This is a genomic window from Ruminobacter sp. RM87, assembly GCF_000701925.1.
GTDB lineage: Bacteria > Pseudomonadota > Gammaproteobacteria > Enterobacterales > Succinivibrionaceae > Ruminobacter > Ruminobacter amylophilus.
In genome coordinates this window covers 1-15,856 of sequence record NZ_JNKD01000060.1, presented here as the reverse complement: position 1 = coordinate 15,856, position 15,856 = coordinate 1, and the positions used below count along the sequence as shown (strand labels likewise).

General features: G+C 40.0%; 9 protein-coding genes, 1 tRNA gene, 1 rRNA gene and 1 pseudogene. 6 read left to right on the top strand and 6 right to left on the bottom strand.

Annotation, left to right across the window (positions count from 1 at the left end; genetic code table 11):
- Positions 1 to 374, bottom strand: a pseudogene (locus T489_RS0110190) (IS110 family transposase); the annotation flags it as partial.
- Positions 375 to 965: 591 nt separating this feature from the next.
- On the opposite strand from T489_RS0110190, the gene uvrA reads away from it, so the two are divergent.
- Entirely contained in the window at positions 966 to 3,791 is a 2,826-nt protein-coding gene (gene uvrA / locus T489_RS0110185; RefSeq protein ID WP_031579934.1) for an excinuclease ABC subunit UvrA, read from the top strand.
- A 29-nt stretch (positions 3,792 to 3,820) separates the two neighbouring features.
- Positions 3,821 to 4,240 carry a DUF2750 domain-containing protein gene (locus T489_RS0110180; protein ID WP_051622018.1) on the top strand — a complete coding sequence of 140 codons (420 nt, stop codon included), beginning with the start codon at positions 3,821 to 3,823 and terminating at the stop codon, positions 4,238 to 4,240.
- A 297-nt stretch (positions 4,241 to 4,537) separates the two neighbouring features.
- Here the strand turns inward: T489_RS0110180 and metH are convergent, their stop codons facing one another.
- Complete coding sequence (gene metH / locus T489_RS0110175) at positions 4,538 to 8,311, bottom strand: methionine synthase (protein WP_051622016.1); 3,774 nt, start codon at positions 8,309 to 8,311, stop codon at positions 4,538 to 4,540.
- Positions 8,312 to 8,360: 49 nt separating this feature from the next.
- Positions 8,361 to 9,287, bottom strand: coding sequence for a homoserine O-acetyltransferase MetA (metA, locus tag T489_RS0110170; RefSeq protein WP_031579930.1), 927 nt, complete (start codon positions 9,285 to 9,287; stop codon positions 8,361 to 8,363).
- 286 nt (positions 9,288 to 9,573) lie between these two features.
- Between metA and T489_RS0110165 the strand changes: the two genes are divergently transcribed.
- Complete coding sequence (locus T489_RS0110165) at positions 9,574 to 10,851, top strand: competence/damage-inducible protein A (protein ID WP_051622014.1); 1,278 nt, start codon at positions 9,574 to 9,576, stop codon at positions 10,849 to 10,851.
- Positions 10,852 to 10,992: 141 nt separating this feature from the next.
- On the top strand, positions 10,993 to 12,159 hold the full coding sequence (locus T489_RS0110160; RefSeq protein ID WP_031579928.1) for a hypothetical protein: 1,167 nt from the start codon (positions 10,993 to 10,995) through the stop codon (positions 12,157 to 12,159).
- A 234-nt stretch (positions 12,160 to 12,393) separates the two neighbouring features.
- On the opposite strand, the gene T489_RS0110150 is transcribed toward T489_RS0110160, so the two are convergent.
- Positions 12,394 to 12,957, bottom strand: a complete 564-nt coding sequence (locus T489_RS0110150) for a P-loop nucleotide/nucleoside kinase family protein (protein WP_031579926.1) — start codon at positions 12,955 to 12,957, stop codon at positions 12,394 to 12,396.
- 636 nt (positions 12,958 to 13,593) lie between these two features.
- On the opposite strand from T489_RS0110150, the gene cysK reads away from it, so the two are divergent.
- A complete protein-coding gene (gene cysK / locus T489_RS0110145) occupies positions 13,594 to 14,523 on the top strand; it encodes a cysteine synthase A (RefSeq protein ID WP_031579925.1) in 930 nt (309 codons plus the stop codon).
- Positions 14,524 to 14,808: 285 nt separating this feature from the next.
- Positions 14,809 to 15,333, top strand: coding sequence for an S-ribosylhomocysteine lyase (locus tag T489_RS0110140; protein WP_031579924.1), 525 nt, complete (start codon positions 14,809 to 14,811; stop codon positions 15,331 to 15,333).
- 252 nt (positions 15,334 to 15,585) lie between these two features.
- Here T489_RS0110140 and T489_RS0110135 read toward each other — a convergent pair.
- Positions 15,586 to 15,663 (bottom strand) — tRNA-Asp (locus T489_RS0110135).
- 13 nt (positions 15,664 to 15,676) lie between these two features.
- A 5S ribosomal RNA gene (gene rrf, locus T489_RS0110130) occupies positions 15,677 to 15,791 on the bottom strand.
- Between the last annotated feature and the right edge of the window lie 65 nt (positions 15,792 to 15,856).

The following is a 15,856-nucleotide window of genomic DNA, read 5'->3' as shown; positions in this document are numbered from 1 at the left end:
ACAGCCTTGTAAGAGCCGCTTGCCAGACATCTGGCAATATCCAAAGCATCCCTGAAGTCATTCTTCTGCTTCTTTCCGCCTTTTTGTACAGCCATTGTACTTGGAGCCAGAATCTTACAGTTGATACCGGCTTTGGTTAATTCTCTGCAGGGAACATAACCAAGGCAACCGGCTTCGTAACCACAAACAATATCGATATCTTTTCTCTGTGATTTCAAATTGTTGATATACTTTTCGGTGTTTTTAATTAAGTTTTCTTTAAACTGCACCTGACCGAATATCTTATCCTCGGTCATGCCGTAACCTGGTTCAAAAGAGCACAAAGTAAAGTTAGAAGAGTGGACATCCATTCCAATATATATTATCTTATTCATAACGACCTTCATTCAATGTATGTATTAAATTCATTCAATGTTTGCGGTAACCCCGTTTCTGTTTATTTAACATCTGCAGTTTACACGGTAAATCCACGTTTTGCATTCATTCGTGGAGGTCGTTTCATATTGTCTTTCATGATATTTTCTTTTATTCATTTTTTTATGTTCTGTGAACAAATATCAAATCGCATGTTGATAAGAAAAGCTTCTTAAAATAAACATTATTAGTAATTATGTTTATTATTAGTAATAACAATACAATAGTTGTTATAATTTTGTTAAATCTCCCCGTAATAAACTTGAATAAATTAAATATTACTCATACAATATCACTGTCGATACAAAATTAAATATTGCTTATTTATATATAATATTAAAAATAATTATAATTTATATACCCGAATAATTTTTTACTGGCTACGCAGCCACATATTCCTGTAAAACAGTTATCCAGGAATAGTGTGAAGCTATCTGTTCATTTGTTTTTGCCAGCTTTGAATACTATATATTGAACTATAAAAGCCAGCAGTATGCTAAAGTAATATGGAAAACACTTAGTTATACAGCCGAGCTTATACAGAAGAGACAATGAATAACGAAATCATAATAAAAGGGGCAAAAACCCATAATCTTAAAAACATCAGCTTACGCATTCCCAAAAACAGGTTCTGCGTAATAACCGGACTTTCTGGTTCCGGTAAGTCATCTTTGGCGTTTGATACACTGTATGCCGAAGGACAGAGGAAATATGTTGAATCTCTTTCTTCTTATGCAAGACAGTTTCTTCAGTTAATGGATAAACCGGATGTTGAAATGATTGAGGGGCTATCCCCAGCAATTTCAATAGAACAGAAATCAACATCGCACAATCCAAGATCCACTGTAGGAACAATAACTGAAGTATACGACTATCTGCGTCTTCTATTTGCCAGAATCGGTGAGGCACGATGCCCGGAACACGGATATGTTCTGAAAGCACAGACCGTGAAACAGATGATAGACTCTTGTCTTGCCCTGCCGGAAGATTCAAAAATAATGATCCTTTCCCCTGTTGTCAGAAACAGGAAAGGAGAATATAAAGTGCTTCTGGACAATCTTGCCAGAGACGGATATATACGAGTACGTATCGATAATGATACCTACGACCTCAGTGATCCCCCTACTCTGGATCTTCAGAAGAAACATACCATTGAAGTAGTTGTTGACAGACTCAAAATAAAAACTGATGAAAGCAGCAGAATAAGAATCTCTGACTCTCTTGAACGAGCCTTGAAATTAAGTGACGGGCTGGCCTCAGTCGTTTCCATGACAGATGATTTTCCACCTCTCGAATTTTCATCCAAATACTCCTGTCCTGAGTGCGGATATTCTGTATCAGAGATAGAACCAAGAAACTTTTCATTCAACAATCCTGCCGGAGCCTGTCCGTGCTGTCTCGGTCTGGGGATTCAGGAAGTTTTTACTCCCGAAGCGTTTATTGTGGATGATAAGGCTTCTATCAGGGATGGAGCAATCAAAGGATGGTCTGCATCATCAACCTTTAATTTTGCCACCATGGATGCCCTGTCCAAACAGTACGGATTCAGTCTAGATATTCCTCTGAACAAACTGAGTTCCAAAATTCTTAATATCATATTTTATGGTACCGGTGACAAAGAAATTGAAGTTGTGCAGAAATTCAGGAACGGTTCTGAATTCAAGTCATCAAAATCATTTGAAGGCATCGTACCTCAAATGACCAGAAAATATCAGACTGCAAGGGATTATGAAAAGGATGAATACACCAGATTCTTAACCTCTGTCCCCTGCCCTGAATGTAACGGAGCCAGATTGAAAAAAGCCTACCGTCACCTATTTGTCAACAATATTAATCTTCCTGATCTGTGTAATCTCACCATAGCTGAGTCACTGGAGTTTTTTAATAATCTGACACTTAATCCTCAGCAGGAACAGATTGCATCCAAAGTCCTCAAGGAAATCAGGGAAAGACTTTCATTCCTGGTTAACGTTGGATTAAGCTACCTAACCCTGTCGCGTTCAGCCGAAACATTATCAGGAGGCGAGGCACAGCGTATAAGACTTGCCAGTCAGATAGGTTCAGGTCTTACAGGAGTAATGTATGTTCTGGATGAACCTAGTATAGGACTTCATCAGAGAGATAATACGAAGCTGCTTGAATCTCTTTATCATTTAAGAGATCTCGGAAATACAGTCATTGTCGTCGAACATGATGAAGATACCATAAGACGTGCAGACCACATAATAGATATCGGTCCCGGAGCCGGTGAGCACGGTGGCTCCGTGGTAGCGGAAGGCACCGTGGAAGATATCATAAAAAGCAAGGATTCAGTTACCGGCAAGTACCTGAGCGGCAAGTGTTCCATTGCCATACCAAAAAGGAAAAAATCAGACAAACAGTACCTTGTCGTAAAAAATGCCACTGGACATAATCTTAAAGGTGTAGACTTAAAAATTCCGAAAGGACTGTTCACGTGCATTACCGGAGTTTCAGGCAGCGGCAAATCAACGCTCATCAACGATACGCTTTATGCCATAGCCCAGCGCAGACTGAACGGTGCGGTAAATATCAAACCGGCCCCGTACAAATCCATAGATGGTCTGGAACTGTTTGACAAGGTAATAAATGTTGATCAGACACCTATAGGAAGAACGCCGAGATCAAACTGTGCAACTTATGTGGATTTTTTTACCACAATAAGAGAACTTTTTGCCCAGACCCAGGAAGCTAGAGCCAGAGGTTACACATCTGGAAGATTTTCCTTTAATATTAAAGGCGGAAGATGTGAGGCCTGTCAGGGCGACGGAATAATCAAGGTTGAAATGAACTTTCTCCCGGATGTGTACGTTACCTGTGATGAATGCAACGGAAAAAGATACAACAAGGAAACACTCGACATTACCTATAAAGGAAAGAATATTTCAGATATTCTTAATATGACTGTTGATGAAGCACTGGAATTTTTCGAGGCCATACCGCCTCTGAGAAAAAAACTGCAGACGCTTGCTGACGTCGGTCTTGCATATATAAGGCTCGGACAACCGGCCACCACTCTGTCCGGAGGTGAAGCCCAGAGAATAAAACTTGCAAAGGAACTGTCCCGCAAAGATACGGGCAGAACTCTGTATATTCTGGACGAACCGACAACAGGTCTTCATTTTCAGGATGTCAACATGCTTCTCCAGGTACTGTTCAAATTAAGGGAGCAGGGAAATACCATAGTGGTAATTGAACATAATCTTGATGTAATTAAATCTGCGGATCATATTATTGATCTCGGTCCTGAAGGCGGTGAAGGCGGTGGACAAATCATAGCGGAAGGAACCCCGGAACAGGTTGCAAAAATCAAGGAATCCTATACCGGCCAGTTCCTGGCAAAAATTTTAAAAAAATAGTATTAATTAGCAATCATAAGGAAAATAAAATGTCATATCAGTTAACTGACAGAGAATATCAGGCGGCATTGAAATTAAATGCTGACTACAGATATCAGTATTTCGTTAAGAATGTTCAGAAGGGACTCGAACTTTTTGTTCTGAAGAATGATGAGGGCATTCTTTTCATGGAAACCGAAAGCGACGAGGATGACAACAGCACTACCAACGTCATTCCGGTATGGTGTCATGAAAACTATGCCAAGTACTATGCCGAACAGAATGCTGACGTTTCCGGTTATGAACCTCAGTCAATCTCTTTAGCCATCTTTATTGAACGCTGGGCAGACAATCTTGAAAGCTCCAATATTGAACTGGCAATCTTCCCGCTTAGCAATACTGACTGCAATATTGTTAAGGCAAAGGAACTTATTGCTGACCTTAAAATTAAGGATGAACCTGCCAAATAATTCAGTGTTCAGTAATAACATGTAGGAAAAAGCCGGTTTCACTTTTTATTTAATAGACATAACCGGCTTTAATTATTCAGCTTAAAAACATTAAAGTTTTTCACAGGCTTCAATGTCTTAAGCATACTGATACGTATACATATATTAAACAAAACTATATAAAAAGTTGTTTTATACCTTTCTCACCCAACTGAATCAAGGCATTCAGCAAGATATTCACAACACTTTATACACAGTTTTGTGGATGACTAAAAAATATACAATTATCCACAATCTGTCTAAAATGCCGTATTTTTATCAGTTTCCGTCCTCGTTAGACTCCGCACCTTCCGGAATATAACCAAGATGATTTCTCAGCAGTCTCTCAAGTTCTGCAATATCAGTTCCTGTTCTCAATGAATAATCACTCAGCTGATCTGGCATAATACATTCGTTGGAAACATATTTTGCTTCGCTGTTGGCAAATATATATGCACACACGGCACTTACGGGACTCATCATATAACCGTCGGTAATCTTCAATCCGATTCGTTCTTCAACCTGCATAACATCCCATAAAGCAAGCTTTGCCTTATGATCAGGACATGAAGGATATCCTATAGCTGGCCTTATACCATCAAAACGGCCGTTAAGGATATCGTCGACATTCAAAGACTCATTGCTGTATCCCCAGTATCTGGTTCGAATCAGATAATGAACATAAGCTGACGCCGCTTCTGCCAGGCGATAACTCAGTGTCTGCACCAGCATACTGCTGTACATATCCCCTTCCTCATTGAATTTTCTGACGGAAGATTCAAGATTAATACCTGCATTTATCGCCATCGCTCCGATCGCATCATCCTTTTCATCAATGAAGTCAGCCAGAGAACCATTAGGCTGCTGTCTTGACGTCAGATCTCTCTGATCTCTCAGGAAATTGAATCTGCGTTCACCGTTTTCAGTCTCAAGAACCACATCATTAAAACCTTCACGATGAGCCTTAAACAGGCCGAATACAGCTTTTATTCCCAGAAGGTTCTCAGTTTCAAGACGGGAAAGCATCTTTACTGAATCACGGTATAGACTTACGGCAGTATCACTTGCAGTGGCAGGTATTTCGTTTACCACTTCCCCGTCGCTGTTTACGAGTTCAGCCTTGGTGCTGATAGAAAGTCCCCCGAGCAGTTTACGATAGTCTTCCTTGTATTCCCATGATCTGTAATAAGCCTGCCAGTCAATGAACCTGATTAAATCACTTATGTGAAGGTCAAGCACCTTAACTCCGAGTTCTTTTGGCATTGGAGCCTTGCTTACGGTAAAATCAGGCTTTATGGCATTATTATTGGCTGTTTCATAAGAAACAGTCTGAATTTTTGAATATTTAAGTTCATGAATATGTCTTGCAAAAGCATATTCTTCCTTAAGCTTTCTCACAAAAGCCGGTTTAAGTTCCTTGGAAAGAAGGCTCTGCGCAATGGTTACACCGCGGCTGGCATTGTTTACGTAAACAATAGGAGCACTGTATTCCTTTTCCAGTTTTACTGCGGTATGAGCCTTGGATGTGGTTGCACCGCCAATCATTACAGGGATTTTCAGACCAGCCTTCTCAAGTTCCCTGGCCACATGAACCATTTCATCAAGAGACGGAGTAATCAGACCTGAAAGTCCAATCAAATCAACCTTTTCCTTAATTGCTGTTTCAATGATTTTTTCACACGGAACCATAACTCCGAGATCAATAATTTCGTAGTTATTACACTGAAGCACCACAGATACAATGTTCTTACCGATATCGTGAACATCACCTTTTACGGTTGCCATAAGGATTTTACCGTTGCTACCGGAACCTGATTTACTTTCCTTTATGAACGGTTCCAGATATGAAACGGCTTTTTTCATTACTCGAGCGGATTTAACAACCTGAGGCAGGAACATTTTACCTTCACCAAACAGATCGCCCACCACATTCATACCAGCCATAAGAGGACCTTCAATAACCTCTACCGGACTTGAAGCCTTCTGTCTTGCCTCTTCAACATCCTCATCTATATATTCGGTAACGCCTTTGACAAGAGCATATTCTATTCTTTTTTCGACAGGTTCACTTCTCCATGACAGATCAATCTGAGCCTCTTCCTTCTTCAGCGAACCGCCTGCACGATATTTTTCAGCAATGGCAAGCAGTTCATCAGTGGCACCTTTATGCGTGTTGAGTATTACTGCTTCAACTTTGTCTCTAAGCTCACGGGGGATATCATCATATACTGACAGCTGACCGGCATTGACAATACCCATATCCATACCGTTCTTGATGGTATGATACAGAAATACCGTATGAATGGCCTGTCTCAAAGGCTCATTGCCTCTGAATGAAAATGATACGTTCGAAACACCGCCTGAGATCATGGCATATGGCAGTGTTTCCTTTATTGTCTTGACAGCATTGATAAAATCGAGAGCATAGTTATCGTGCTCTTCAATACCGGTTGCCACGGCAAATATATTAGGGTCAAAAATAATGTCTTCAGGAGGAAAACCGACATCCTCAGTCAGAAGCCTGTACGCTCTGGTACATATTTCTATCTTACGATCATAGGTATCAGCCTGCCCGACTTCGTCAAATGCCATTACAACCACGGCAGCGCCATAACGTCTGACCACTCTGGCATGATCCAGAAACTTTTCCACGCCTTCCTTCATGGAAATGGAGTTTACTATCCCCTTGCCCTGAACACATTTAAGACCGGCCTCTATGACTTCCCACTTGGATGAGTCTATCATAATCGGAACTTTGGAAATTTCCGGTTCAGATGCTATCAGATTCAGATACTTAATCATTGAAGCCTTCGCATCAATCATGCCTTCATCCATGTTGATATCGATAATCTGAGCACCATTTTCCACCTGAACTCTGGCAACCTCAATCGCCTCATCAAACTTTTCTTCCTTTATGAGACGTCTGAATTTTGCACTGCCTGTAACATTGGTTCTTTCACCTACGTTTATAAAAAGAGATTCAGGAGTTATGTTTAGCGCCTCCAGTCCGCTCAAACGACAGACGGTAGGCAGTTCAGGAAGAACTCTAGGAGGAAGTCCCTTTACGGCCGCGGCAATTGCTTTAATGTGAGCAGGTGTAGTGCCGCAGCATCCGCCTACTATATTAAGATAGCCTGATTCAGCCCATTTTCTGATATAAACCTGCATCTGTTCAGCAGTAAGATCATATCCGCCGAAGGCATTAGGCAGACCTGCATTCGGATGAACGGAAACATAAGTCTCGCATTTTGCGGAGATCTCGGCTACGTAAGGTTCAAGTTCAGCCGGTCCCAGAGCACAGTTAAAGCCGAAAGATACAGGCTTTGCATGCCTTAAACTGTTGTAGAACGCTTCAACGGTCTGACCGGAAAGAGTTCTGCCGGATGCATCGGTAATAGTACCGGAAATCATAACCGGAATCTGAATACCGCGCTTTTCAGAAACACTTTCCACCGCGTATACAGCGGCCTTGGCATTCAGCGTATCAAAGATGGTTTCAATGATGATGAGATCTGCCCCGCCGTCCAGAAGACCTTCAGTTGCCAGAGCATATCCATCAACAAGATCATCAAAACAGACATTTCTTGCACCAGGATCATTTACGTCAGGTGAAATTGAACAGGTTCTGTTTGTAGGTCCCAGCACGCCTGCCACGAAACGAGGCTTTTCAGGGGTTCTCAGCGTCATTTCCCTGGCTGCTTTCTTTGCCAGTTCAGCTGATGTTTTGTTTATCTCGTAGGTATACCCTGAAACATTGTAATCTGATAAAGGAATGGGAGTTGCATTAAAGCTGTTGGTTTCAATGATATCAGCCCCTGCATCAAGATAAGCCTGATGTATGGCTGAGATCACTTCAGGTTTGGTAAGACACAGCAAATCATTACAACCTTTGAGATCGCATTCAGAATCCTTAAAAAGCTCTCCGCGGTAGTCCTGTTCAGTTAATCCATATGACTGGATCATTGTTCCCATAGCCCCGTCAAGAACCATAATTCTTTCTGAAAGTTCTTTTTTAATGGACTCTGTCAAAGTTGTTTCTCTAAGGCTGTTCATTATTTGCTTTACCTAAATCTAACCAATATCAAAATTCAAACTTATTCCGTTACGCCGGTTTTCTCTTGGTTTCCAGATCATATGGTGTATTCTGGTATACGTAGTAGTTAATCCAGTTGGCAAACAGCAGATAAGCATGACTCTTCCATGTACACAGCGGCACATTCTGCGGATCGTTGTTTGGATAATAGTTAACCGGAATTGAAGGATTCAGCCCCGCATTGATATCTCTTCTGTATTCGTTATCCAGAGTCTGCGCATCATATTCCGGATGACCGGTTACAAACACCTGACTTCTGTCAGGAGAAACAGCCAGATAAACACCTGTTTCATCAGAATCGGCAAGAATTTCAAGATCCGTATTTTCTTCAATGTACTTGGTTTCAAAATTAGCAAAACGGGAATGAGGTGCCAGGAAGAAATCATCAAAACCTCTGATTAAAGGATCTGAACTTGTAGATCTTCTGTGTCTGTACACACCTGAAAGCTTCACGGTTCTGGTCTGCTTTGGCAAATCATAAAAAACATTCAGAGCAGCCTGAACAGCCCAACAGTTGAACATTGTGCATGTCACATGTTCCTTTGACCACTTCATGATTTCAACCAAGGTATCCCAGTACTTAACCTCTTCAAAAGGAACCTTTCCCAATGGAGCACCGGTAATGATCATGCCGTCGTAGTACTGATCACGTACATCATCAAATCTCTGATAAAAGGTATCAAGATGAGCCTTTGGAGTATTCTTTGAAACATGATCATCTATACGCAGCAGATCGACAATAACCTGAATAGGAGTATTGGAAAGCTTGCGCAGAAACTGTGTTTCTGTCTCAATCTTTTTAGGCATCAGGTTCAGAATAAGCAGCTTCAAAGGTCTTATATCTTGGTGCACTGCGCGACTCTCAGTCATGACAAACACCTTTTCAGCAGTCAAAATACCGGCAGCAGGTAATGCATCAGGAATCATAATAGGCATGGTTTGGCACCTCTCAATTAACACGTAATGCTGAAAACAGCGGACTCAGTCACTTACCAGAGAAATAATCCCCGTAAACTTCCGTTGTATACCAGCTAAAAAACAACAAATAAGTAATGACAGCAATTATACACTAAATATACAGTTAATGTGATGTATAGCATGTTTTTCGTACCATTAACGCACCCGAAAAAAACATAAATTTTTTCATGGAACACTTTCTATCGCAAAGCGTAAAATAAGATCATAAAAAGCAGGTTCCCTATACATTTCAGAGGATTTGAATATGCGAATTGAAATGATTTCCACCGGAGACGAGATAATGACAGGTTTTGTTACTGACACCAACACAGGTTTCTTTGCATCACGTCTGCTGGAATCTGGACTTTTCCTGACAAGACATACTGGAGTCGGAGACAGCATGGACGAGCTGGCCGAGGTTTTTAAGGAAAGATCAAAAACTGCGGATATCGTTCTGGTAAACGGCGGACTCGGACCGACAACTGATGATCTTACCGCGGAAGCCGCATCAATTGTCTCAGGTCAGCCTCTCGAAATCAGCAATCAATGCCTCGAGCACCTGAAACAATGGCAGAAAATCAGAGGCATAAAACTCACTGATAACAACAGTAAACAGGCTTTTTTACCGCGTGGAGCCGAGGTAATACCCAACCCGTTCGGCACAGCATGCGGATTCAAAATGAAAATAGGTAAGGCATTATTCTACTTCACACCGGGTGTACCTGCCGAGTACACAAAAATGCTGGATAATCACATTCTGCCGGATATTATTCATGAAGTATTCTCAGATACAGAAAACAGGCAGCCAGTCATGTCCGTAAACAGATTTTTTGTATACGGCATTTCCGAATCAACAATAGGCCGAGCACTAAGCCGGGAACCTGTTCCTGACAGTATTACCATCGGATACAGAGCCACCCCTGGTTTTGTGGAAATAAAAGCAATCGGAAGAAATGCAACCCCAGATGAAATTTCAGAAACGGAAAATCTTATTATCAGACATGCCGGTGACTGTCTTATAGGCGCGGAATCTGAGGATAAGCTCTTCAGCGATGTTAAGAAATATCTTACAGATAACAATAAAGCAGTTTTTTTTATTGATAATGTCACACAAGGGAGATTACCGATAGAAGTATCAAAATTTCTCACGGGAAGATGTATAGTCGTCAGCAGCAGTATTCCTGCATCCCAAAATAAAAATGATAATTTTTTCGATTTCAGCAACTCAACCGATAGCAAACAGTCTTGTTTTACCGACATTATGAAGAAATCCGTTCATCTTTTTAACAACAGGGATTTTTTTACTAACGGGACATGCCGATTTGTTGTAACGATAGATACGGATTCACATAATGAAAACATGATATTTATTAGCTTTTTTGATGTTGACAAAAAAGAGCAATTTAAACGAAAATTACTCTACAAGGGGTTATCGGGAAGAAAATATCTGGTTATTTCCTTCATTGCCCTGGATACAATAAGACGGTACCTTAAAAACATGGATTACAGACACAGCTATCCTTATTTTGAAGACCTGTCGTAATAACATTCATAAACACACTACAAAGTCATGAACAAATTAGCTACGCGCACTGTCATTACGGCAGTCGTTATATTTCATATAATTCTGGCCTGCTTCTACAGTCTGAATCAAGAGCTTGATACAAATTCAGAAGGATATCTCATGCTTTCTGAAGGGGTATACAATCATTACTCAAAACAGACTCTGGATCTTACCAGTGATTCACTGAAAACAGTGCTTGTTTCAGCACCTATGAATGTATGGGAAAACACTGTTTCACCTGTCATTCTGCTGATAATCCTGAGATTACTGGCATTCCTTATAATATATAAAGAACTGGGAAAGCTATTCAGCCCGAGCACAATGCTGTGGTTTACGGTACTGTTTCTGCTGTCCCCTTGGCTGCTCTACAACACTGGGTTAGGTTCAGATGCATACATCCAGCTTGGTGTTGCAGGATATCTGGTAAGCATTATGAAGTTAACCCGAAGCGGACAGCCGAGAAGCTCAACGTTCCTGTGGACAGTTCTCCATACATTTTCAATTCTGTGGTGTCTCGCTCTCAGCCCGGCGTGGGGAGTACTGTTACTCACCTCCATACTGCTATGGATTAAAAAGACCATACATTTAAATATAAGCGGTCTTATAACTTCTCTGGCAATGATTGCCGTAATCATGGTTCCTTACGTACAGCAGTTAAATCTGGATGAGGAATCAGCTATATACGTAAACCATACCTATCACTATCCTGGTTACGGCACAATACACGTATACCCGCTTTTCAAGAGCCTTATATACTGGGTACGTTACAGTTCAACAATATTTCAGAGTGAAATTCTGTTCAAGACAGGTTTTTCATGGGCAAGTGACAGTGAAAACATTCAGAATGTCTGCATGAACATATGGCGTTCTGTTCTGATTGTTATCGGAATTGCATCAATCCTTATAAGTCTTATTGCAAACTATGTAATGATTAAGGAAATAAAACCTCTGTTTTTCAGAAACTTTTCAGAAGACCGTCAGTTGTCATATCTGAAAATCATATGTCTCATAATGCTGGCGGCCATCGTGCTATTCGTAGCAGTAAGTCCTTATACACTCTACAGCAATACGCTGTCACTCTGCTACGTTTTTGCCCTCATTCCTGTGCTTAATCTGATTGAAAAGTTCAGCAGTTCATCATTCAAAGGTCATGTTATCTGCCTGAGCTGTCTGGCCGTATTTTTTATTGCGGTTAATTCACTCGCACTGACAGAGTCCCCTGACTACAATTATGAAAACAATTATATGGATATATCAAACGATATAGCCAGCGAATCGTTCAACTAATCGTTTATATCAAACATTGGCAGTAACCGGAAAACAAATGTTTTCCGGTTTTTTTCAATTATTCCAGAAAAATAATTACGATAAATCATTAGTACCTGCAAATATCACCATTTGCAGACACTGCTCATGCAGACAATGCTTTACACATAAAAAAAAGAAGACTGTATATAATACATACAGTCTTCTCTTCAGACACATATCAAAAAAATTCAATACCAGCCTTAAATTAAAGAATTAATTTAATAACTTGGCAATTTCCTCTAATGATTCGTCAAATTCAGCTCCGTCATTGTTCTTGAATACGTGCACTTCTCCAATATCCTTTGGCATATTGAAGTTGCAACGGGAAATGTATTCATCCCAATGTTCAAGCTTCCAGGTATCGCGACTTGAGTTTCTTTCAATCATGCGACGATGACAGGTCTCAGGTGAAGTTTCTACCCAGATAATAACTAATCTTGCACCAATCTTTGCAAGCTTAGCTCTTAAATCTGCAACGTATGCAGGATCTCTGATTTCACGGGTAAATGGAGCATTAATTAATACATTATCTTCGTATTCTAATGCTTCAAATGCCAAATCAAGAACAGCATAGTATTCGTAGTCACGAATGTTTTCTTCAAAGAAATCAGAACTGCGGTTGTATTCCTGATTTGCTACCTTAAAGATCTGCTTTGAAAGAACAATTAAAGTATCCTTATCAAGATAAACAACATGATCGAGTCTCTTGGCGATAGACTTTGAAACATAAGTCTTTCCACAAGCTGGAGGAGAGGTTACAAGAATTAAACTTTTCATAGATATGCTTCACTAATATGTTCTAATAAAAAAGTATACGCAAGTCGTTTTATACAAACGCACAATCTTATGTAAACACCTAAGACTGCGATACAAATCCAATTTCAAGAATTTTCATTCATCTTGCTAATATTATCACTTAAACGTGTATTTTAGCAATTACGCATTGAGATTTTGCCAAAAAAAGTTTTCTGTAAATAGCAATCAGAGATAAATATTTAAGATTTGATGAAAAATATTATTATTTTTATATATTATTTGTTAGATAAATGTTTTCAAAGCTTTAGTGACAATGCCTTACAGAATAAGATAAAACACATTCTCATTCTGAATCCGCTTCATCTGAAACTGTAAATAAATTTTTCAGTTTAACAGTTTATCGCATACTCTTGCAGGACCACCTGAAATCATACTGATATTTATGGAAATCATTATTTAAAAAGAAGTTTTTTATGATTCAATGATTCAATGATTCAATGATTCACAGGACATAAGTTATTTAGATAAAACCCAAGAAGATTACAATAAATATAAAACAGTTATTGACATTTAATAATATCAGTTTTAGAATAATTCATATCTTCCCGATATGAATTATATCAAATTTACAAAAACATAACAAAACAGGAAATAAAAATGACAATCCATAATGATGTAACCGAATTAGTAGGACGCACCCCTCTGGTTCGTCTGAACAAAGTTGAGAAGCTCAACAATCTTTCAGCAGAAATTGTAGCCAAAGTTGAATATTTCAATCCTTCTGGCTCTATCAAGGATCGTATTGCCTTATCAATGATTGAAGATGCCGAAAAGAAAGGCTTAATCAAGGAAGGCGCTGTTATTATCGAACCAACCAGCGGTAATACAGGTATCGGTCTGGCTCTTTTCGCCTCAGCAAAGGGATACAAGGCAATTCTTACAATGCCTGAAACCATGAGTATCGAACGTCGTAACCTTCTTAAGGCTTACGGTGCGCAGGTAGAATTAACCGATGGCAACAAAGGCATGAAGGGTGCTATTGCCAAGGCTCAGGAATTAGCTGCAACTATTCCGAACAGCTTTATTCCAAGTCAGTTCACCAATGCAGCCAACCCTGAAACTCACTACAGAACAACCGGTCCTGAAATCTGGGAAGACACTGATGGTCGCGTAGATATTTTCGTAGCTGGTATTGGTACAGGTGGTACTCTTACCGGTGCGGGCAAGTTCCTTAAGGAAAAGAATCCTAACGTTAAGGTTGTTGCTGTTGAACCTGCATCTTCCCCTGTTTTATCAAAGGGAACTTCAGGTCCTCACAAGATTCAGGGTATCGGTGCAGGCTTCGTACCTGACACATTAGATACCAAGATCTACGATGAAATCATCACTGTAGAAAATGAAGCCGCATTTGAATCCGGCAGAGAAATTGCCAGAACTGAAGGTCTGTTAGTAGGTATTTCTTCAGGCGCAGCTTTACATGCCGCCAAGGTATTAGCCAAGAGACCTGAAAATGCAGGTAAGCGCATTGTTGTAATTTTACCTGATACCGGCGACAGATACCTTTCTACTCAGATGTTTGATAACTAACAGATATATCAGACTCTGAATCAGAATGCATAAATTATTTGCACATATTGTTTAACCACATTTATCAAGAGCTGTCATCCGATATTGACAGCTCTTTTTTTAACATTACGAAATTAAACCTTATCAAATACCTGATTGAAGACGCATGCAGTTATCATAGATGTATGTGGCCGAGTTAATCATAATTTGATATTATTACCGACAAGTTACAATCAAGATAATATGGTATATTCCAGAATATTTGATTCAGGATATACTCAAAAACGTATAAAAGGAGAAATCGCTATGGATCTTATACCAAGCTTTTCCGTTGACCACACCCGCATAGTACCGGGAATATTCATCAGTCGCCAGGACAAATTAGGCGATCACGTAATTACAACATATGATGTAAGAGTAACAAGACCGAACAGAGAACCTGCTGTAGATGTGTCAGCAATGCATTCGCTAGAGCACGTCATTGCCACATACCTCAGAAATGAACCGCAGTGGAAAGATGAAATTATTTACTGGGGACCAATGGGATGTCTTACAGGTTTCTACCTTATTCTGAAAGGTAATAGACCTTCCAAAGAAATCTTCAACTTACTTCTCAATGCATTCAGATCCGTCGAAAATTATGAAGAAGTACCAGGAGCAACAGCAGAAAACTGCGGTAACTACCTGTTGCACAATCTCAACATGGCAAAATGGTATGCAGCAAGATTTGCAGACTATCTGGAAGCTAACGCAGATAAATCTGAAACATTTGAGTATCCTAAAACAACAAGACTCGTAACAGACAAAGGTCTTAACTTCTACGATTCATAACATACAGAATAACTGAAATAGAATCCAGTCTACTATTCGACTGGATTTTTTGCTTTATATGTACAAAAAAAGCGCCACTAAAGCAAATCAACGAACTGAACCATACCATTACAAGTTAATTCATCAGACGTTGTCTATCCGTGTTAAATTGGAAAATTCATATAAGTTACTGAGAATATACTAAGCCCAGAAAATAAAAGCTATACAGTAGAAACAAAAAAACCGACTGTAAAAGTCGGTCCTCTGAATTAGTGGCGGAACGGACGGGGCTCGAACCCGCGACCTCCTGCGTGACAGGCAGGCATTCTAACCAAGCTGAACTACCGCTCCGCATAAAAAAAATGCCTGGCAATGACCTACTCTCACATAGCGAATGCTACACTACCATCGGCGTGACCGCTTTTCACTTCTGTGTTCGGAATGGGAACAGGTGGTTCAACAGCACTATCTTTACCAGGCGTATCCTGTACAATTTATCAGCTTACTTATCCGAGCCCTTCTCAATACTCACAAGCGCCTTAAA

Coding starts and splice junctions, on each gene's coding strand:
- metH (WP_051622016.1), bottom strand. CDS start 8,311: ATGAACAGCCTTAGAGAAACAACTTTGACAGAGTCCATTAAAAAAGAA.
- metA (WP_031579930.1), bottom strand. CDS start 9,287: ATGCCTATTATGATTCCTGATGCATTACCTGCTGCCGGTATTTTGACT.
- cysK (WP_031579925.1), top strand. CDS start 13,594: ATGACAATCCATAATGATGTAACCGAATTAGTAGGACGCACCCCTCTG.
- uvrA (WP_031579934.1), top strand. CDS start 966: ATGAATAACGAAATCATAATAAAAGGGGCAAAAACCCATAATCTTAAA.
- T489_RS0110140 (WP_031579924.1), top strand. CDS start 14,809: ATGGATCTTATACCAAGCTTTTCCGTTGACCACACCCGCATAGTACCG.
- T489_RS0110180 (WP_051622018.1), top strand. CDS start 3,821: ATGTCATATCAGTTAACTGACAGAGAATATCAGGCGGCATTGAAATTA.
- T489_RS0110165 (WP_051622014.1), top strand. CDS start 9,574: ATGCGAATTGAAATGATTTCCACCGGAGACGAGATAATGACAGGTTTT.
- T489_RS0110150 (WP_031579926.1), bottom strand. CDS start 12,957: ATGAAAAGTTTAATTCTTGTAACCTCTCCTCCAGCTTGTGGAAAGACT.
- T489_RS0110160 (WP_031579928.1), top strand. CDS start 10,993: ATGCTTTCTGAAGGGGTATACAATCATTACTCAAAACAGACTCTGGAT.